At 46.7% G+C, this 19,699-nt stretch carries 18 protein-coding genes; all 18 read right to left on the reverse strand.

Annotation, left to right across the window (positions count from 1 at the left end; translation table 11 throughout):
- Nucleotides 1-6: 6 nt before the first annotated feature.
- Complete coding sequence (truB, locus tag KNQ13_RS05075; protein ID WP_014970646.1) at nt 7-915, reverse strand: tRNA pseudouridine(55) synthase TruB; 909 nt, start codon at nt 913-915, stop codon at nt 7-9.
- Nucleotides 916-966: 51 nt separating this feature from the next.
- Entirely contained in the window at nt 967-1,308 is a 342-nt protein-coding gene (gene rbfA / locus KNQ13_RS05080; RefSeq protein ID WP_014970647.1) for a 30S ribosome-binding factor RbfA, read from the reverse strand.
- A gap of 36 nt (nt 1,309-1,344) precedes the next feature.
- Nucleotides 1,345-3,513, reverse strand: a complete 2,169-nt coding sequence (gene infB / locus KNQ13_RS05085; RefSeq protein WP_014970648.1) for a translation initiation factor IF-2 — start codon at nt 3,511-3,513, stop codon at nt 1,345-1,347.
- Between the two features lie 15 nt (nt 3,514-3,528).
- Nucleotides 3,529-3,831 carry a YlxQ family RNA-binding protein gene (locus tag KNQ13_RS05090; protein WP_014970649.1) on the reverse strand — a complete coding sequence of 101 codons (303 nt, stop codon included), beginning with the start codon at nt 3,829-3,831 and terminating at the stop codon, nt 3,529-3,531.
- Nucleotides 3,824-4,093 carry an RNase P modulator RnpM gene (gene rnpM / locus KNQ13_RS05095; RefSeq protein ID WP_014970650.1) on the reverse strand — a complete coding sequence of 90 codons (270 nt, stop codon included), beginning with the start codon at nt 4,091-4,093 and terminating at the stop codon, nt 3,824-3,826. The genes KNQ13_RS05090 and rnpM overlap by 8 nt, the downstream gene beginning before the upstream one ends.
- 3 nt (nt 4,094-4,096) lie before the next feature.
- Entirely contained in the window at nt 4,097-5,221 is a 1,125-nt protein-coding gene (gene nusA / locus KNQ13_RS05100; protein WP_014970651.1) for a transcription termination factor NusA, read from the reverse strand.
- A 16-nt stretch (nt 5,222-5,237) separates the two neighbouring features.
- The gene (rimP, locus tag KNQ13_RS05105) at nt 5,238-5,705 is read right to left on the reverse strand and encodes a ribosome maturation factor RimP (RefSeq protein WP_014970652.1); all 468 of its coding nucleotides are present in this window, start codon (nt 5,703-5,705) and stop codon (nt 5,238-5,240) included.
- Nucleotides 5,706-5,834: 129 nt separating this feature from the next.
- Nucleotides 5,835-10,130 (reverse strand): PolC-type DNA polymerase III, encoded by a 4,296-nt coding sequence (locus KNQ13_RS05110; RefSeq protein WP_201770333.1) that lies wholly within the window; start codon nt 10,128-10,130, stop codon nt 5,835-5,837.
- Between the two features lie 124 nt (nt 10,131-10,254).
- Nucleotides 10,255-11,955 carry a proline--tRNA ligase gene (locus KNQ13_RS05115; RefSeq protein ID WP_026829855.1) on the reverse strand — a complete coding sequence of 567 codons (1,701 nt, stop codon included), beginning with the start codon at nt 11,953-11,955 and terminating at the stop codon, nt 10,255-10,257.
- 29 nt (nt 11,956-11,984) lie between these two features.
- The gene (gene rseP, locus KNQ13_RS05120) at nt 11,985-13,226 is read right to left on the reverse strand and encodes an RIP metalloprotease RseP (RefSeq protein ID WP_026829856.1); all 1,242 of its coding nucleotides are present in this window, start codon (nt 13,224-13,226) and stop codon (nt 11,985-11,987) included.
- 13 nt (nt 13,227-13,239) lie between these two features.
- A complete protein-coding gene (locus tag KNQ13_RS05125; RefSeq protein WP_026829857.1) occupies nt 13,240-14,394 on the reverse strand; it encodes a 1-deoxy-D-xylulose-5-phosphate reductoisomerase in 1,155 nt (384 codons plus the stop codon).
- Between the two features lie 12 nt (nt 14,395-14,406).
- Entirely contained in the window at nt 14,407-15,207 is an 801-nt protein-coding gene (locus KNQ13_RS05130) for a phosphatidate cytidylyltransferase (protein WP_026829858.1), read from the reverse strand.
- 19 nt (nt 15,208-15,226) lie between these two features.
- On the reverse strand, nt 15,227-15,964 hold the full coding sequence (locus tag KNQ13_RS05135) for an undecaprenyl pyrophosphate synthase (protein WP_026829859.1): 738 nt from the start codon (nt 15,962-15,964) through the stop codon (nt 15,227-15,229).
- Between the two features lie 83 nt (nt 15,965-16,047).
- Nucleotides 16,048-16,605 carry a ribosome recycling factor gene (gene frr, locus KNQ13_RS05140; protein ID WP_014970659.1) on the reverse strand — a complete coding sequence of 186 codons (558 nt, stop codon included), beginning with the start codon at nt 16,603-16,605 and terminating at the stop codon, nt 16,048-16,050.
- A 1-nt stretch (nt 16,606) separates the two neighbouring features.
- Nucleotides 16,607-17,326: a UMP kinase gene (gene pyrH / locus KNQ13_RS05145; protein WP_014970660.1), complete on the reverse strand. Its 720-nt coding sequence runs from the start codon at nt 17,324-17,326 to the stop codon at nt 16,607-16,609.
- 110 nt (nt 17,327-17,436) lie between these two features.
- On the reverse strand, nt 17,437-18,318 hold the full coding sequence (gene tsf / locus KNQ13_RS05150; RefSeq protein WP_014970661.1) for a translation elongation factor Ts: 882 nt from the start codon (nt 18,316-18,318) through the stop codon (nt 17,437-17,439).
- Between the two features lie 82 nt (nt 18,319-18,400).
- A complete protein-coding gene (rpsB, locus tag KNQ13_RS05155) occupies nt 18,401-19,135 on the reverse strand; it encodes a 30S ribosomal protein S2 (RefSeq protein WP_012370721.1) in 735 nt (244 codons plus the stop codon).
- A 129-nt stretch (nt 19,136-19,264) separates the two neighbouring features.
- Entirely contained in the window at nt 19,265-19,699 is a 435-nt protein-coding gene (locus KNQ13_RS05160) for a hypothetical protein (RefSeq protein WP_214773195.1), read from the reverse strand.

The raw sequence follows: 19,699 nt of genomic DNA on the forward strand, positions 1-19,699 counted from the left end.
CCGATCTTAATCGATTTGTAACATGACTTCAACACGTCCCATACTGATTTCAGGATCAAGCCGATAGATCGCTAAAGGGACGCCTTCTTCATTATAGACAGTAAATCGTTCAAATTCGACCGGAATGCTTGGCAGCTTGGCACCGTTTAATACACGGGCTGCCGTTTCAGCGTCGACAGTCAGACGTGGCCATTTTTGGATCACCTGTTCAATCGGTAGGACATACTGCATCCGCTCTTCGATCGTCTCACACGCTTCTAACGTCGCTAGCGTGACTGCATCCACTTCAGACATCGCACCCGAGCTTGTTCGGCGCAGATCACTCATATGTGCAGCGTATCCTAAGCGTTCACCGATCTCTACTGCCAACGTTCGAATGTAGGTACCTTTTCCACACGCAATCTCAATCCGAAAACGACAGAGACCGTCCTCAAATGTCACTTCAGAAGTCCGCTCCAACGCATCGATTTGGACGATCCGTGTCGGTCGTTCCACTTCAATTCCTTTTCGCGCATATTCGTATAGTTTTTTTCCGTTCACTTTGACGGCAGAATAATAAGGGGGTGTCTGCTGAATCTGCCCCGTCAATTGTTCCAACACTTCATCAATCATTTGATCAGAAATCGAATCCGATATGACAGGTGTCTCGTGCACTGTCTCCCCGTGTGCATCTTCTGTCGTCGTCGCGTAACCAATCGTCACTTCTGCCGCATATGTTTTTCCTTCATCCGTAATGAAACGCGCAAGCTTCGTCGCTCGGCCTAAACAAATGGGTAAGACTCCCGTCACTTCTGGATCAAGTGTACCCGTATGTCCCACTTTTTTAGTTTGAAAAAGGCGACGCAGTCGAAAGACACAGTCGTGGCTTGTCATGCCTGCCGGTTTATCTAACGGTAATACTCCGATGGGTTCCATTAAAATTCCTCCTCAAAAAGGGCAACCACACCTGTGGCTGCCCTTGTCTTGTTAATCCTTGTTCAAGTTCCGGAGCAACTCGTCAATCCGTGATCCGTACTCGACTGATGTGTCAATCTCAAATAACAGTTCAGGTGTCTTACGTAAACGGATCCGTGATCCGATTTCTTTGCGCATGAACCCTTTTGATTTTTCAAGTCCGACCCGTGCTTCTTCCCGCACCGTTTCATCTCCGAGCACTGAATAAAAGATCGTTGCTTGTTGCAAGTCCCCTGTCACCTCGACACCTGTGACGGTGATCGGCTTGACACGTGGATCGTTGACATCTTTAATCAACATTTGCGTAATTTCTTTCCGTACTTGTTCTGCTACACGATTCGAGCGTACACTCATTTGTAATCCCTCCAGTTCGGATTCTGATCCGTTCTGTTACTTCCGTTTTACTTCTTCCATGACGAATGCTTCGATGACGTCATCAACCTTGATATCATCGTAACGTTCAATCTTGATTCCACATTCGTAACCTGTTGCGACTTCTTTCACATCGTCTTTGAAACGACGTAACGTATCGAGCTTCCCTTCGAAAATAACGATGCTGTCACGAACTACACGAACGCCTGCTGCACGTGTCAACTTACCTTCCGTGACATAACCACCAGCAATCGTTCCGACTTTCGAAACTTTGATGACGTCGCGCACTTCTGCTTGACCGATGATTTTCTCGATGAATTCTGGATCAAGTAATCCTTTCATCGCTTGTTCAATTTCTTCAATGGCATTGTAGATGATCCGGTGAAGACGAATCTCGACTTTCTCTTGATCGGCCATTGATTTTGCATTACCATCCGGACGAACGTTGAAACCGATGATGATGGCGTTTGCTGCTGAAGCAAGGATGACGTCTCCTTCGGTAATCGCACCGACACCGGAGTGAACGATGTTGATTTTAACGCCTTCGACATCGATTTTCTTGAGTGAACCAGCAAGAGCCTCGACTGAACCTTGAACATCCCCCTTGATGATGATGTTGAGGTCCTTGACTTCACCCTCTTTGATGCGATCAAAAAGATCTTCGAGACTGACTTTTGCCGAGTCACGACGTTGCGCCTCGATTTCACGTTGATAACGTGCTTCACCGATTTGACGCGCTTTTTTCTCATCTTCAAAGGCGATGAATTGATCACCCGCTTTTGGCACATCGTTTAACCCTGTGATTTCGATTGGCGTCGATGGTCCCACTTCTTTGACACGACGACCGATATCGCTCACCATTGCCCGGATCCGACCGAACGTATGACCGACAACAATCGGGTCTCCGACACGAAGTGTTCCGTGTTGCACGAGTAACGTCGCAACAGGTCCACGACCTTTATCGAGTTTAGCCTCGATGACTGTACCACGACCATGCATCTCTGGTGTTGACTGATATTCTTGGACTTCTGAAACAAGAAGAATCATTTCTAACAATTCGTCGATTCCGTCACCTTTTAAAGCTGAAACCGGTACGAAAATCGTATCGCCGCCCCAATCCTCTGCGACAAGACCAAACTCTGTCAACTCTTGTTTGACACGGTCCGGATTTGCGCCTTCTTTGTCCATCTTGTTGACAGCAACGATGATCGGAACACCAGCTGCCTTCGCATGACTGATGGCTTCTTCTGTTTGCGGCATGACACCGTCATCTGCTGCGACGACGATGATCGCGATATCCGTGACATCTGCACCACGCGCACGCATTGTCGTAAAGGCGGCGTGACCTGGTGTATCGAGGAATGTGATTTTCTTTCCATCGATTTCAACTTGGTAAGCACCGATATGTTGCGTGATTCCGCCGGCTTCACCTGCAGTAACTTTTGTGTTCCGAATCGAGTCAAGCAATGTTGTTTTACCGTGGTCGACGTGTCCCATGATCGTAACGACCGGTGGACGCTCTGACAACGTATAATCTTCTAAGTTCAACTCATATGCATCAAATTCCGTCTCATCGACTTGGACTGTCTTCTCGACTTCAAAACCGAAGTCAGATGCTAACAATTCGACCGTCTCATCATCGAGATCCTGGTTGATTGTCGCCATGACACCCATTCCCATCAATTTCATGATGAGTTCGTTTGGTTTTTTGTCCATTTTTTCAGCAAGTTCACCCACTGTTAAGTTGTCAGCGTATTGAACGACGTTTGCCATTGCTTCTTCTTGCGCACGACGTGCCGCTTTTCGTTGACTTGATTTTGAATTCGGGTCTGCTACTTCTAATTTACGTGGTTCTGCCTTTTTCTGCGGACGGCGTTTGCCACCACGGTTGTTGCGGTTACCGAATTCTGGACGTCCGCCTTTCGTATTGCGTGATTGGTTCCCTGCTGGTTTGTTAGTTGTTCCTGGTCTGTTCGGTTTATTGTCTGATTTCACTTGTTTTGGAGCCTCCGTTTTTTGGACCCGATGTTTCTCGGGATTAAATACTTTGTCGAGTTGCTGTACTGTCTGTTCATCTAAGACCGCCATATGGTTCTTGACTGGTTTTTCCAGCTTTTCGAGCTGGGCGATGACCTGCTTACTCGTTACGTTCTGTTCTTTCGCGAATTCGTATACACGTTTACCCAAAAGATCCACCTCCAGTTAATCGTTCGAGAGGAGTTCAGTTAGCTTTTTCGCAAATCCGGCTTCGTTGACTGACACGACGACACGCGCATCTTTTCCAAGTGCATGCCCAAGGATATTTCGGTCCGCAACTTCGATATACGGGACACGATAACTTGTACACTTATCTGTTACTTTCTTACGCGTGGCAGCCCCCGCATCTGCTGCTAAGAGGACAAGTTTGGCTTGTCCTCCCCGTACTTCTTTCAGTACGAGTTCTTCTCCAGTCGTCACTTTCCGCGCTCGGTTCGCGAGACCAAGGAGCGATTCCCATTTACTCATGTGTACCTCCCGCGATCGCAAGCAATTGATCATATAACGCATCCGTCGTTTTGACTTTCAGATGATGATCGAGTGTGCGTTTCTTTTTTGCTGTCGCAATGACAGTGACGTCCTTTGTCAAATAGGCTCCTCGCCCATTCATTTTACCATTAAGATCGACGACAACCTCACTATCAGGTGTTCGAACGACCCGAATTAGTTCTTTTTTAGGACGCATTTCTTGTGTGATGACACATTTACGTAATGGTACCTTTTTTTGCACGAATTATTCCTCGCCTTCGACTTGGACCGTTTCCATGTCAACTGCTTCTGTTACAGGCTCTGCTTTCAAGAAGACATCTTTCAGCCCCATTGACTCTGCTTCGGATTCACTCTTGATATCAATCTTCCAACCTGTCAATTTCGCTGCGAGACGGGCATTTTGACCACGTTTCCCGATGGCGAGTGACAATTGGAAGTCAGGAACGACAACAATCGTTGCTTTCGCTGGTTCATTGACATATACCGCCACGACTTGCGCTGGGCTTAAGGCGTTCGCTACATATTCTTTTGGATCATCGGAATAACGGACGATATCGATTTTCTCACCGTTCAACTCGTTGACGATACGCTGAACACGTGCTCCTTTTTGACCCACACATGCACCAACTGGATCAATTTCATCGGAAGCAACGGCAATCTTCGAACGGTCACCCGCTTCACGTGCGACTGACTTCACTTCGACTTCACCACTCGCGATTTCGGGTACTTCAATTTCAAAGAGACGTTTCAGCAACCCTGGATGTGTCCGCGAAACAAGGATCGAAGCGCCTGATCCTTTGACCATCGGATCGACTTTCGTGACATAGACTTTGATGTATTCCCGGATTCCAAATCGTTCGTTTGGCATCTGTTCATGTGTCGTCAAGACCGCTTCGATTCCCTCGAGGTTGACGTAGAGATTACGGGCGTCCTGACGTTCGACCATCCCCGTCATGATCTCATCTTCGCGGTCAGCAAAGTGATTATAAATCCGTTCCCGTTCTGCTTCTCGCATCTTTTGTGTCACGATTTGTTTTGCCGTCTGAGCAGCAACACGACCAAAATCACCAGGCGTGACCTCGACCTTATGGAAATCCCCGAGTTCATAGGTTGGATCGATTTCGTGTGCTTCCTCGAGTGACAGTTGTTCTTCCGGTTGTGTTAACCGTTCGACCACTTCTTTGAGGGCAAAAACACGAATATCTCCTGTTTTTTGGTCAAACTCAACCTTAACTGCCTCCGACTCTTTTCCAAAGTTGCGACGGTAAGCGGAAATCAATGCTTGTTCTAACGCATCGATGATGATATTTTTATCAATCTCTTTTTCTTTTGCGATTTGTTCGATTGCTTCGAGTAACTGTGGTCCCATCGTTCTCTTCCTTTCCTTAGAACACTACCGCAAGCCGCGCCATCGCGATCTTGTTCACCGGTATTTCAATTTTCAATTTGCGTGTCTTCACACGAACTTCGATTTCAAGTAGCTCATCCGAATACGTCAGTAAAGTCCCTTCGAATTCTGTGGCATCCTTGACCGGGTCATGGGTCTTGATATAGACATGTTTTCCAATCGCCTTTTCGAAATCCTCAGTTTTTTTAAGTGGTCGTTCAGCACCTGGACTGGCAACATCTAAATAGTAGGGTTCATCAATCGGATCGTCTTGGTTCAACGCTTCCGACAACTTTTCATTGATGTTGACACAATCTTCCAGGTCAACGCCACCTTCCTTATCGATGGAGACACGTAGGAACCAATCCGCCCCCTCTTTGACGAATTCGACGTCGACAAGCTCCATCCCCTCTCGTTCTACGATCGGTTTTGCGAGCAGTTCGACCTTCTCAGTTACGTTCGTCATCTTCATCCTCCTTCAAAAAACAAACAAGAAAGGAGCAGGTCCCCCTACTCCTTCCAAGTCGTAGTATAAAAAACATTTCCTCACTCAATATAGCATAATGCACCGTCTTAAGCAAGCATCCGCAAGGCTTTAGAGGTCAAATAACGAGAGTTGGTTCTCATCCGGAAGACCTTCTAGACAACCGAGATTATCCAGCGTTTCAATAATCGTCTTCGATAATTTCGCTCGTTTTTGCAGATCTTCTTTCGATAGGAACTCTCCCCCTTTTCGGGCTTCGACGATTTGTTTCGCCGCATTCGTCCCAAGACCGGTCACGGCGTCGAACGGTGGCAACAACGTGTCCCCATCGATTAAGAACTCTGTCGCACTGGATTTGTATAAGTCGACTTTATTGAATGTAAAACCACGTTCAATCATTTCGAGGGCAATCTCAAGCACCGTATAGAGCCCTTTATCCTTCGCCGTTGCTTCAAAACCTTTATCTTTAATGTCTTGTAATACCTTTCGAATAGCAGCCGATCCTTTATTCATCGCTCCGATATCAAAATCACCCGCACGGACCGTGAAATAAGATGCATAGTAATACATCGGATGATGCACTTTATAATAAGCGATCCGCACTGCCATTAGGACATAGGCCGCGGCGTGCGCTTTCGGGAACATGTATTTGATTTTTTTACACGAGTCGATGTACCACAGTGGGACGTTGTTCTCAATCATCGCTTCTTCCATCTCAATCGAAAGACCTTTCCCTTTTCGGACGGACTCCATGATTTTGAAGGCGAGCGACGGTTCCAGACCGGCATAAATCAGGTAGACCATGATATCATCTCGACAACCGATGACGTCCTTCAGCTCACACGTTCCATTATAAATCAATTCACTGGCGTTCCCGAGCCAGACATCGGTCCCGTGCGACAGACCAGAAATCTGAACAAGTTCTGAGAATGTCGTCGGTTTGGTTTCTTCGAGCATCTGTCGGACGAATTTCGTCCCAAACTCCGGAATCCCAAGCGTTCCTGTCTTCGAGTCGATCTGTTCCGGCGTCACACCAATCGATTCTGTCGAACTAAAGATTTTCATGACTTCTGCATCATCGACAGGAATCGTTTTGGGATCTCGTCCGGACAAGTCTTGTAACATCCGAATCATCGTCGGATCGTCATGACCGAGGATATCGAGTTTTAGTAAGTTGTCATGAATCGAGTGGAAATCAAAGTGGGTCGTTTTCCACTCAGACCCCATATCATCAGCCGGAAATTGAATCGGACTGATATCATAAATGTCCATATAATCCGGCACGACAATGATCCCACCCGGATGTTGTCCTGTCGTCCGTTTGACACCGGTCACACCACTGACGAGCCGATCGACTTCCGCGTTCCGGTAATTCAAGTCATTTTCTGATTGATACCCTTTGACGTAACCATAGGCGGTTTTCTCAGCAATCGTTCCGATTGTTCCTGCTCGGTAGACGTAGTCAGCCCCGAACAAGACTTTTGTGTATGCGTGAGCTTTCGGTTGGTATTCCCCGCTAAAGTTTAAATCAATATCAGGTACTTTATCGCCTTTAAATCCAAGGAACGTCTCAAACGGAATATCATGTCCGTCTTTTGTTAACGGAATGTCACACGTCTTACACGATTTATCTGGTAAATCAAATCCTGAACCGACAGATCCATCATCAAAGAATTCTGATTCCTTACAGTTCGGACAGACATAATGCGGCGGTAGTGGATTGACTTCCGTAATCTCCGTCATCGTCGCGACCAGACTGGACCCAACCGATCCACGGGACCCGACGAGATACCCATCATCGAGTGATTTCTTAACCAGTTTATGAGAAATCAGATAGATGACGGCAAAGCCGTGACCGATGATCGACTTCAATTCTTTTTCGAGTCGTGCTTCGACGATTTCCGGCAACACTTCTCCATAAATCTGATGTGCCATGTTGTAAGAGAGTGTCCGGACTTCCTCGTCTGCCCCCTCGATTTTCGGTGTAAATAAATCTTTCGGAATGATATCAATGTTTTCAAACCAGTCCGCGATCTGTTGACTGTTCGTAATGACCAGTCGTTCCGAAAGTTCCGGTCCTAAAAATTTAAAGTCCTGCATCATTTCTTGTGTCGTCCGGAAATGGGCAGGTGGTAACTGCTTCCGCATGTTCAACATGTTGGCACCACCTTGCGTCCGAATCAACACTTCCCGGTACGTCGCATCATGTTTGTCCAAGTAATGGACATTCCCTGTCGCGACCGGTAAGATGTCATTTTCTTCTGCCACGCGAATGACTTTTTTAATGAATTCACGTAATTCCAACTCATTTTGAACGATTTCCCGTTCAATCAGATGTCCATACATTGCTGGAGGCTGTATTTCGATAAAATCATAAAAACGCATCACCTTCGCTAAATCGTCATCTGATTTGTTGAGTGCTGCATCAAATACTTCTCCATTGTCACAAGCAGAACCGATGATCAATCCGTCGCGATGAGCAACAAGTTGTGAACGAGGAGTGCGGACGACCCGGTGGACGTGTTTCGTATGCGCCAGTGAAATCAGACGATAGAGGTTTTTAAGCCCGGTTCGGTTTTTGGCATAGACCGTTGCATGGTACGGACGAGCCCGTGAAATATCCTTCCCCATTTCCCGGTTCAGCGAGAGGTGGGTTTTCATGTTAAACATCTCATCCGCCATCTGAAGCAACTTCAGCATCAAATACCCGGTCGCTTCCGCATCATAAATCGCCCGGTGATGTTGCGTCAATTCAATGTCAAACCGTTTGGCTAACGTATTTAAGCGGTGATTTTTCAGGCTTGGCATCAAGACACGTGCCAGTTCGAGCGTATCGATGACAGGTAAGACGGACTCTTCATGACTACCAGAACGTAACGTCGCATTTAAGAAACCAATATCAAATGAGGCATTGTGGGCAACGAGAATTGACTCCCCCGCCCAGTCCATGAACTCTTTGACGACTTGTTCCGGATCCGGTTTGCCCCGGACCATCTCATCTGTGATGCCGGTCAAATCGATTGTCGTCGCTGACAACAGATGTTTCGGGTCCGCAAACGCTTCGAACTTATCAATGATATCCCCATCGTAAATTTTGACCGCCGCGAGCTCGATGATTTTGTTGTACATCGCAGAAAGGCCGGTCGTCTCGACGTCAAACACGACGAACGTCGCTTTCTCTAATTCCTGATCGACCGGATGATACGCGACTTGCACCCCATCATTGACGACGTTCGCTTCAATTCCGTACAAAATCTTGATATCATTTTTTTTACCGGCATAATAGGCATCCGGAAAACTTTGAGCACCGGCATGGTCCGTGATGGCGACAGCAGGATGTCCCCAGGTTGCCGCACGTTCGACATATTTCGTGACATTCATGACGGCATCCATCTGACTCATTTGAGAATGCGCATGTAGTTCGACACGCTTCTCGCCCGCCCATGGATCAGCAGGCAACTCCATTTTCACTTCGGACAGTTGAGCAATCATCATACACAAATCACGCAAGAACGTATCAAATTCTACACGACCTGCGACTTGAATCCACATACCTTTTTTAATGGCCGACAAGATCTTGACGTCCGTTTCGTCCCGTGCAAACATTTTGACGACTAATGAATCCGTGTAGTCGGTCAGCTTAAAGGTAAAGATGGTTTTTCCACTTCGGAGTTCACGGCTTTCAGCCGCAAAGACGAGACCACGAATCGCAATCCGTCGTTCCTCATCTTGAATCGTCTTGATCGGAACAACTTCGTCTTGAATCGGTTTTCCGATACGAATATCGACCGGACCCTCGTCATCATCCCGTGACTGTTCACGTTTGAATTGTAATTCAAGCATCCGCTTGGCTTCTTCGATATCTTCTTGCTTCACTTGATTGCGCAACTGTTCTTGTTGTGTCTGATCCATTTGGACGACGGGCTCACAAAGGAACTTCGGAAACCCGTACGCACCGTACAACAGTTGCATCTCGCCACATAAATCATTTTTTAAGAACCCGGCTTCTGGTTCACTCCGAACCGGGATGAATAGTTTATTGTCGCGGTACTCAGGCAACACCCGACTGAGATGGCTCCGCATCGCCGACGAGGCATCGGCCAAGTCTTCAACGATATACGGCCAATAATCAATAAATAGTTTGTTGTCAGGCCGCTCTTTTGACTCTAAAAACAACTTCACTTCCGCAAACTGTTGGTAACGACTTTTCAAACGGCTATAAAACATCTGATAGACGTTTTGGGGTAAGACACGTGCAATTTGGATATGGAAGGTCCATGTCGAAGTCGCCTTCTGAACCCGTAATTTTTCAAGAGAGGCATCGGTAAAAAATTCTTCCACGATGCCGGTCGGTAATTCTAGATCGCTCATCAAGAGCGACATGCGTTGTTGTGTATCCACTCGCATTTGTGCTGTCGTTATAGCTCCACACCATGACAGCCACTCCTCCTCCTCTTGCAGATTGCCCAAGGGGCGAATGGGTGTGAGACAAGAAAACAGTCACTTTACGAAAAGTGACCGTTCCCATTGTTTATTGTAAACCTTCATAAAGCGAACGAACAGCCTCAAGAAGATTTGTTTGCTGAATTTCTTCTGCTTCACCGCCACGACGTGCTTTCAGTTCGACGATACCTTCCGGTGCTTTTTTACCGACGTTGATCCGGACCGGTAAACCAATCAAGTCTGCATCGGCAAACTTCACGCCAGCCCGTTCCTTACGATCGTCGAAGAGAACGGAGAACCCAGCAGCCGTCAACTCTTGATACACGGTTTCCGCGACCTGCATTTGATCCGCATTTTTACCATTGACTGCAATCAAATGAACATCAAACGGTGCGATCGCTTTAGGCCAAACGATTCCTCGCTCGTCATAATGTTGTTCGACGACAGCAGACATCGTCCGGGAAACGCCAATCCCGTAACAACCCATGATTAACGGTTGTGCTTTTCCACCCTCATCCAGGAACGTTGCGTTCATGCCTTCTGAGTAACGTGTCCCGAGCTTAAAGACTTGTCCGACTTCAATTCCTCGAGCAAACTTGACGTGTCCGGCTCCATCTGGCGACACGTCTCCTTCTTCGACAAATCGTAAGTCCGTATACTCTGCCTCGAAATCGCGACTCGGATCCACATGAATATAGTGTGTTTCTGCTTTATTGGCACCACAGACCACATTCGTCAGAGCACGGATCGCGTAATCCGCAACGATTTTCATCTCGGCGCCAATCGGTCCCAGTGTTCCTGGTGTCGAGTGAAGGGCCTGTTCGATTTCTTCATCCGTTGCCATCATGATATCAAGGGCACCGAGATAATTTTTCAGTTTGATATCGTTGACTTCATGGTCGCCGCGAACGAGCGCCATGACGAGACCTTGTTCCGTTTTGAAGACAACGGTTTTGATCGACTCCTGTTCCGGTAATCCAAGCACCGCACTGACGGCTTCAATCGTTTTTGCATCACCTGTGTGTACTTCTTCTAACGCCGCCGGTGATTTCTCTTGTTTCGCGTACTGATCCACTGATTCTGCCATCTCTAAGTTGGCAGCATAGTCTGATTGATCGGAATAAACAATTGTATCTTCCCCGATTGCGGCTAACGCATGGAATTCGTGTGTCCCGCTACCGCCGATTGCGCCAGAGTCTGCGACGACCGGACGGAATTCGAGCCCAACACGTGTGAAGATCTTTGTATAGGCTTCAAACATGTTTTGATATTCTTCTTCTAAACTCTCTTGTGTTGCATGGAAAGAGTACGCATCTTTCATGATGAATTCGCGCCCACGGAGTAATCCGAAGCGTGGTCGACGCTCATCGCGGTATTTCATTTGAATCTGGAACAGGTTGACTGGTAATTTTTTATACGAGTTCAACTCATCTCGAACGATTGAGGTAATCAATTCCTCGTGCGTGGCACCAAGCGCAAACCGGCGGTCATGACGATCCGTCAGACGCATCAGTTCTGGACCATAAATATCCCATCGTCCTGTTTCTTCCCAAAGTTCTGCCGGTTGAATGGCCGGCATCAATAGTTCTTGCGCACCAGCTGCTTCCATCTCTTGACGGACAATCGTCTCAATTTTAGAGAGGACACGTTTAGCAAGCGGAAGATAAGAATAGATTCCAGCTGCATTTTGGCGCATGAATCCCGCACGTAACAGCAGTTGATGACTGACGGCTTCTGCATCGGATGGTACTTCACGCAAAGTTGGCATAAATAGTTTCGATTGTTTCATTTGAGTCGTGAACCCCTTTGACTAATAATTTAAAAGAATTTCTGGATATCGTTCCATGTGACGACTAACATCAGCAGCATCAACAAGGCAAATCCAACAAAATGAACCAATCCTTCTTTTTGTGGATCAACAGGCTTTCCGCGCACAGCCTCTAAGAACAGGAACAATAAGCGTCCACCATCTAAAGCCGGTAACGGCAACAAGTTGAACACGGCTAAGTTAACAGAAAGTAACGCTGTCCATGTCAATAACATCGAAAACCCACTATCAGCAACCTGATCGGTCATTTTAACGATACCGACCGGTCCTGACAATTGATCAACACCCACGGCACCGGTCACTAAGTCTCCGACCGCTCCGACGATCAACGTCGACATCCGCCATGTTTCAGATACACCGGTTTGCAACGCCGTTCCGAACGATTTTTCCGTTTCATTCGTCACACCGATGATTCCAACTTTTTGATCCCCTTGTTGTTGGATCTTTGGTGTAATCGTCGTTGTTTGTTCTTGTCCATCCCGTTCGTATACAACCGTCGTTTCTTTTCCTGCTTGATCTTGGAAACCGGCACGTAAATCCGTCCATTTTCCGGTTGGGTCTCCGTTGACAGACAGAATTCGGTCTCCTTCGACAAGCCCTGCTTGATCAGCAGGTGATCCTTTTTGGACCGTCCCAATCACACTTTCGCCTGTAGGTGAACCATTGTATAAAGCGAGTCCAAATAAAATGACGAAAGCGAGCACAAAGTTCATCGCCGGACCTGCTGCAATCGCTAAGACCCGTTTAAACACCGATTTTGATCCAAACGTCCGATCATAAGGCGCAATTTGCGTATTCGTTTGTCCCTCGACGAGAAATGCCGTCTTCGAGACAGGATAACGTGTCGACACTTCATCTTGTAAGGCGACGATTTCTAGCTTGTGCAACAAATCGATTTTTTCAACTGTCACGACTTGATCCGTCTCTGGACGAGCAGGATCGAGATAAATCGTTTCGACGATCCCCTCATGAAGTGCTAAACCAATCGTTTGACCTGGCTTAACTTCGACGAATTCCGGCTCTTCCCCCGCCATCTTGACATATCCGCCAATCGGCAACAAACGGACCGTGTACAAGGTCTCATTTTTGAAAAAAGAAAAGATTTTTGATCCAAATCCGATGGCGAATTCCCGACAGAGAATGCCGGCGCGTTTCGCCATTACGAGATGACCCCATTCATGTACGGCAACAAGTACACCGAACATCAATACGATTGATATAAAGGTCGTCATTGCTATCCCATCCTTAGTTAGCGAGTGAGAGTGACGCGACAAACGCACGTGCCCAACGGTCCGCCTCAAGGATTTGTTCTAAAGACGGATCTTCGACTTTCTCGTGTGCTTGAAGAGCCGCCTCGACGCTCGCTTCGATTTCTAAAAAGCTGATTTCCCCTTTTAAAAAGCGGTCCACGGCTTGTTCGTTCGCAGCATTGAGTACTGAAGGCATCGATCCACCAGCACGTCCTGCTTCAAAGGCAAGACGAAGCAAGGGATACCGATCAAACGAAGCCTCAGCAAAATTCAGGCGTCCGATTTGTTTTAAGTTTAACCGTTCTCCCCCTTGAATTTCAAGGCGGGACGGATATGTAAGGGCATATTGAATCGGTTCACGCATATCCGGCATCCCGAGTTGCGCCATGACCGCACCATCATTAAATTCAACCATCGAATGGATGATCGACTCCCGGTGGATGACGACATCGATTTCCTCATACGATACATCAAATAACCAATGGGCCTCGATCACTTCAAACCCTTTGTTCATCATCGTCGCGGAATCAATCGTAATTTTAGCCCCCATCGACCAATTGGGATGGTTCAGCGCCTGTTCCACGGTCACGTTCGCCAACTCTTCCCGTGTCTGGTCTCGGAAACTTCCGCCCGATGCGGTCAAGATGATTTGACGGACATCTTCACGTCGTTCCCCGTTCAAGCACTGAAAAATGGCCGCATGTTCACTGTCGACCGGTAGAATCACGACTCCTTTTTCCCGTGCTTTTTTCATCACTAAGTGCCCTGCCGTGACAAGTGTTTCTTTGTTGGCCAGTCCAATTGATTTTCCTGCTTCAATCGCGGCAAGGGTCGGACGAAGACCGACTGCTCCGACAACGGCCGTAATGACGATATCGGCTTCTTCCGCTGTCGCAACGGCAATCAATCCATCTTCTTCGACAACGATTGTTGGTGTATACGTTAACATCGTCTCGAGCTCCATTTTAACTGATTCATCCAGCACTGCGACTAACGCTGGGCGCAATCGATTCAACCATGGTGACGCGACTTCAACGTTTTTACCGAATGCAAAACTGACCAATTGAAAACGATCGGGATTGGCGGCAATGACATCTAATGTTTGTGTCCCAATTGAACCTGTCCCACCAATAATACTGACGTTTTTCATCGTTCTTCCCCCTTAACCGAATATACCAAGTACGATCAATACACTAAACACGATGATCATGCTATCAAATCGATCAAGAATTCCACCATGTCCAGGTAACAATGCACCAGAATCTTTTACCCCATAATGACGTTTGTATGCCGACTGGACTAAATCTCCGAGTTGACCGACGACCGCAACGATCAGTGCCAACAATAAGACTTTTCCGAATCCGACCGTCGGATGGATCCACTCAAAAAGCACCCCTAACATAAGCGCCAGAACGATACCACCCACTGCGCCTTCGACCGTTTTATTCGGACTGATGGCTGGCCATAATTTCGTTTTACCTAGACTTTTTCCGACGAAGTAGGCACCAGAATCGGTAAACCAAATCAGCAAGATGATCAACAACGATACGATCAGCCCGTTCTCGAGGAGACGGATATACGTAAACGATGCAAAACCGACTCCGACATAGACCGCCGTCAATAAAAGAAAGGCTACATCATCAAACGTAAATACGTTTTTTGAAAATACTGTCCAAAACAAACTGATCAACACAATCAACATGCCCCATGCTAACGGAGACAATCCAAGTGAAAGCGAATGGTTTTCCGCTTGCTCATACAGACCGACAAATGGGAGTAATGCTCCTGCGCCAAATAATAAAACAGGTAACGATTTAAACGAAAGCTGTCGCATCTTGATCAGTTCGGTATAGCCAATCACTGTCAAAGCTGCCATAAATGTAAGGAATGGGAGTCCTCCTAGATAAAGTAATCCTAAAAAGATGGCACCTGCCCATATTCCCGTAATGATTCGTGTTTTCATAAGCTGTATCCTCGTTTAGTCAGACTCCGCCAAAACGGCGTGTCCGTTGATTATAGTCTTCAATCGCCTCGAGGAACTGGTCACGCCGAAACTCGGGCCACAAGACATCTGTAAAATAAAATTCTGCATAGGCAGCCTGCCACAATAAGAAGTTCGAGAGGCGTTGCTCACCGCTCGTTCGAATGACGAGATCGACATCTGTCATCGATCCTGTCATCAATTCTTGTTCGATGACGTCATTCGTAATCATTTCAGGAAGCAACAAACCAGCCTGTACTTTTTCAGCGATTTTTTGCATGACTTGTACAATCTCATCCCGCCCTCCGTAGTTGAGGGCAAAAATCAATCGGAGTCCTGTATTATCGACCGTATCTGCTTTAGCTTGTTGGACCGCTTCTCGTGTATAAATCGGAAGGCGTGAAATTTCACCTGCTACTTCGACCTTGACGTTACGTTCCTTGAGGTCTTTTAAATCTGACTCTAAAAATTGTGCCGGTAGCTTCATCAAGAAACTGACTTCTTCTTCAGGACGTGTCCAATTCTCAGTTGAGAAGGCATATAGCGTCAAACTTTTAACACCTAATTCATTTGCGGTACGAACGACTTCTCGCACGGACTTCATGCCTTCGCGATGACCCATGATGCGGGGAAGGCCTCGTTTTTTTGCCCAACGCCCGTTTCCATCCATAATAATCGCAATGTGTTCAGGAACTTGTTGTTCAATCACTTCTTTGGTCTGATTTAACCATTGAAACATTTATTTCTTCCTCCCCTCGTTCAGTTTAAGAAGAAAGGGACTCTTCGTGTGACAAAGAGTCCCCAACATGACGACGTATCGCGTCATACTTCCATGATTTCTTGTTCTTTATCCGTCGCTGTTTGATCAAGCAACTTAACGAATTTATCTGTTAACGTCTGAACGTCTTCTGTGTATCCCCGAAGATCATCTTCAGTCAACGCTCCGTCTTTTTCTTGCTTTTTCAATTGTTCATTTGTGTCACGACGAATGTTTCGAAGGGCCACTTTTCCTTCTTCCGTGTACTTTTTGACAAGTTTCACGAGTTCTTTCCGACGGTCTTCTGTCAGTGGTGGAATGGCTAACCGAATGACTGTTCCATCCGAAGAAGGAGCTAATCCCAAGTCGGCCCGCTGGATTGCTTTTTCAATTTCAGTCACCATCGACTTATCCCATGGTGTAATCAAAATCAAGCGTGCTTCTGGCGTGTTGACGTTTGCCACTTGGTTCAATGGTGTAGGTGAGCCGTAATACTCCACTTGGACGGGATCCAGGATCGCTACGTTTGCTCGTCCTGCTCGTAACGTCGCGAGCTCTTTTTTTAGTGACAGATGGGCTTTTTCCATCCGTTCTTCTGCTTGTTTCATGATTGCTTGTGACATATTATTTCCCCCTTACGAGTGTCCCGATTTCATCACCGATGACAACGCGTTTGATGTTTCCTTCTTCCATTAACGAGAAGACGATGAGCGGGATATCATTATCCATGCAAAGCGACGTCGCCGTTGAATCCATGACTTGAAGACCATCTTTTAAGACATCCAAGTAAGATAACGTTTCGAACTTCTTCGCTTCCGGATCGATGTTCGGATCAGCCGAGTAGACGCCGTCGACATTGTTTTTCGCCATCAAGATGACGTCTGCCTCAATTTCAGCCGCCCGAAGCGCTGCCGTCGTATCTGTTGAGAAATAGGGATTCCCTGTTCCGGCTGCAAAGATGACAACGCGTCCTTTTTCAAGATGACGCATCGCCCGACGACGGATGTACGGTTCAGCAACTTGTCGCATTTCAATCGACGTTTGGACACGTGTTTCAACGCCAACCGACTCCAAACTATCTTGTAAAGCGAGCGAGTTCATGACGGTCGCAAGCATTCCCATATAATCCGCGTTTGCCCGGTCCATTCCAAGCTCTGCTCCTGTTTTACCGCGCCAGATATTCCCTGCGCCGACGACAACAGCGACTTCTACGTTCAATTCAACCAATTCCTTGATCTGATTGGAAATTGAATTGACAATACCAGGATGGATTCCGAACCCTTGATCTCCTGCGAGCGCTTCTCCGCTCAATTTTAACACAATCCGGTTATATTTCGGTTGCATGACTATGTCCCCCTTGCTAAATTCCGTAAAAAAGGAACACGACCCACTTCCACACGAAAGTGGATTGAAGCATACGTGTTCCTTCTCTTGTCCTCAGGAAATCCTGATTCTTATTTTTTAAGTTGATTCATAACTTCTTCAGCGAAGTTTTCTTCACGTTTCTCCATACCTTCTCCAACTTCGAAGCGTACGAATGAGACGACTTTTCCGCCTTTTGATTCTACATATTTACCGACTTTGAAGTCTGGGTCTTTAACAAACGTCTGGTCGACGAGGCAAATTTCTTCGAAGAATTTGTTCATGCGTCCAACAATCATTTTTTCAACGATGTTAGCAGGTTTGCCTTCGTTGAGTGCTTGCTCCGTCAAGACTTTTTCTTCACGCGCTTTTTCTTCTTCTGTAACTGAAGAACGGTCAACGTAAAGTGGACGCGCTGCAGCGATGTGCATAGCGATGTCTTTTGCGACAGCTTCATCCGTTGTGCCTTCGACGATGACGACAGAACCGATACGACCACCCATGTGGAGGTAAGAACCGAATGCTGCGTTGTCTTCTTTAGCGAAGAGGGCTACGCGACGAAGAGAGATTTTTTCTCCGATTGTCGATGCTTCTTCAGAGATGTATGTTTCGATTGTTTTACCCGCTTCGTATTCAGAAGCAAGTGCCGCTTCAGCCGTTTCAGATCCGTTACGGAGTACTGCGTCCGCAATATTTTGAACGAGCGATTGGAAACGTTCGTTTTTTGCAACGAAGTCTGTTTCTGAGTTGATTTCAACGAGTGCTGCTTTGTTGCCGTTGACTGCGACAGCTGTCAAACCTTCTGCTGCAATTCGGTCGCCTTTAGCTGCTGCTTTCGCGATTCCTTTTTCACGCAAGAAATCGATTGCTGCGTTCATGTCCCCGTCTGCTTCGACAAGTGCTTTTTTGCAGTCAAGCATCCCTGCACCAGTTTTTTCACGAAGTTCTTTTACCATAGCTGCTGTAATAGCCATTCGATATTCCTCCTTATAACGTCCTTATTTTCAAAAAAAAGGTGATAAAAGGTCAATTCCCTTTATCACCTGGCATCACGAATTACTCAGCGTCTGCTACTACTTCTTCAGTAGTTTCAGGTGCTACGTTATCTTCGCCTTGTTTAACTTCGAGGATTGCGTCAGCCATTTTACCAGTAAGCAATTTGACTGCACGGATCGCATCGTCGTTTGCTGGGATGACGTAGTCGATTTCGTCTGGATCACAGTTTGTATCAACGATCGCAACGATTGGGATGTTGAGTTTATGTGCTTCTGCAATCGCGATACGCTCTTTGCGTGGGTCAACGATGAAGAGTGCATCTGGAACGCCTGGCATATCTTTGATACCGCCGAGGAATTTCTCAAGACGTGTCATTTCTTTTTTAAGAATGATGACTTCTTTTTTAGGAAGAACTTCGAACGTACCGTTCTCTTCCATTTTTTCGAGTTGTTTTAAACGGTTAATCCGTTTTTTGATTGTTGAGAAGTTCGTGAGTGTTCCACCCAACCAACGTTCGTTGATGAAGTATTGACCCGCACGGATCGCTTCTTCTTTCACAGTGTCTTGAGCTTGTTTTTTCGTACCAACGAAAAGAACGTTTCCGCCTTCAGACGCTACTTCACGGATGAAGTTGTACGCTTCGTCTACTTTTTTAACCGTTTTTTGTAGGTCAATGATGTAGATTCCGTTACGTTCTGTGAAGATGTATTTTGCCATTTTTGGGTTCCAACGGCGTGTTTGGTGACCGAAGTGTACACCAGCTTCTAACAATTGTTTCATCGAGATTACTGCCATGATGAATTCCTCCTTTTGGGTTTTGGATGTCCTCCGCGATGATCGTTGTCCCAGCTAACCTATTAAAGGCACCGCAGCTGGCGATACATGCGTGCGTAATTAACACCGTAGACTAATATAGCATAAAGTTTAACGTCGGGCAACCTTCGTTTTCTTGGAAAGTTTGGCGATCAAGGCGACCTCTCCCGCTCCCCGATTTAAAGAACGGGCTAACTGATCTAAGTCCGCACCGTTTTCGAGTTGTTGTTTCACATCGAAAACGGGTTCTTCTTGTACACGAACGACGGGTTCTGGTTGCAATTCTTCTTGCACCGGGAACACCAGGCGTTCGGATGTCTCCGGCGAAACCGTTCGTCCCGTTTGCTCAGGTGTTGAAGAAGCTGACGTACCGTCAGCTCCTGTCAGCTCATTGACCTGTTGCATGAACTGCAACAAGATTTCTTCTGTCTCTTGCTTTTGGCGCTCGAGATTCGTAATCCGGTCTTTAAGTAGCGCCTGTTGCTTAAATAACAGTAACAAACCATAACAGATGAGTGCAGCAAGTAAAATATAAAAGAGTGTCAT

This window comes from Exiguobacterium sp. s128, from assembly GCF_018618815.1.
Classification (GTDB): domain Bacteria; phylum Bacillota; class Bacilli; order Exiguobacteriales; family Exiguobacteriaceae; genus Exiguobacterium_A; species Exiguobacterium_A antarcticum.

Excerpts from the sequence above, each read along its gene's own strand:
- truB (WP_014970646.1), bottom strand. The coding sequence starts at position 915 with ATGGAACCCATCGGAGTATTACCGTTAGATAAACCGGCAGGCATGACA.
- rbfA (WP_014970647.1), bottom strand. The coding sequence starts at position 1,308 with ATGAGTGTACGCTCGAATCGTGTAGCAGAACAAGTACGGAAAGAAATT.
- KNQ13_RS05090 (WP_014970649.1), bottom strand. The coding sequence starts at position 3,831 with ATGAGTAAATGGGAATCGCTCCTTGGTCTCGCGAACCGAGCGCGGAAA.
- nusA (WP_014970651.1), bottom strand. The coding sequence starts at position 5,221 with ATGGGACCACAGTTACTCGAAGCAATCGAACAAATCGCAAAAGAAAAA.
- rimP (WP_014970652.1), bottom strand. The coding sequence starts at position 5,705 with ATGACGAACGTAACTGAGAAGGTCGAACTGCTCGCAAAACCGATCGTA.
- KNQ13_RS05110 (WP_201770333.1), bottom strand. The coding sequence starts at position 10,130 with ATGCGAGTGGATACACAACAACGCATGTCGCTCTTGATGAGCGATCTA.
- KNQ13_RS05115 (WP_026829855.1), bottom strand. The coding sequence starts at position 11,955 with ATGAAACAATCGAAACTATTTATGCCAACTTTGCGTGAAGTACCATCC.
- rseP (WP_026829856.1), bottom strand. The coding sequence starts at position 13,226 with ATGACGACCTTTATATCAATCGTATTGATGTTCGGTGTACTTGTTGCC.
- KNQ13_RS05125 (WP_026829857.1), bottom strand. The coding sequence starts at position 14,394 with ATGAAAAACGTCAGTATTATTGGTGGGACAGGTTCAATTGGGACACAA.
- KNQ13_RS05130 (WP_026829858.1), bottom strand. The coding sequence starts at position 15,207 with ATGAAAACACGAATCATTACGGGAATATGGGCAGGTGCCATCTTTTTA.
- KNQ13_RS05135 (WP_026829859.1), bottom strand. The coding sequence starts at position 15,964 with ATGTTTCAATGGTTAAATCAGACCAAAGAAGTGATTGAACAACAAGTT.
- frr (WP_014970659.1), bottom strand. The coding sequence starts at position 16,605 with ATGTCACAAGCAATCATGAAACAAGCAGAAGAACGGATGGAAAAAGCC.
- pyrH (WP_014970660.1), bottom strand. The coding sequence starts at position 17,326 with ATGCAACCGAAATATAACCGGATTGTGTTAAAATTGAGCGGAGAAGCG.
- tsf (WP_014970661.1), bottom strand. The coding sequence starts at position 18,318 with ATGGCTATTACAGCAGCTATGGTAAAAGAACTTCGTGAAAAAACTGGT.
- rpsB (WP_012370721.1), bottom strand. The coding sequence starts at position 19,135 with ATGGCAGTAATCTCGATGAAACAATTGTTAGAAGCTGGTGTACACTTC.
- KNQ13_RS05160 (WP_214773195.1), bottom strand. The coding sequence starts at position 19,699 with ATGACACTCTTTTATATTTTACTTGCTGCACTCATCTGTTATGGTTTG.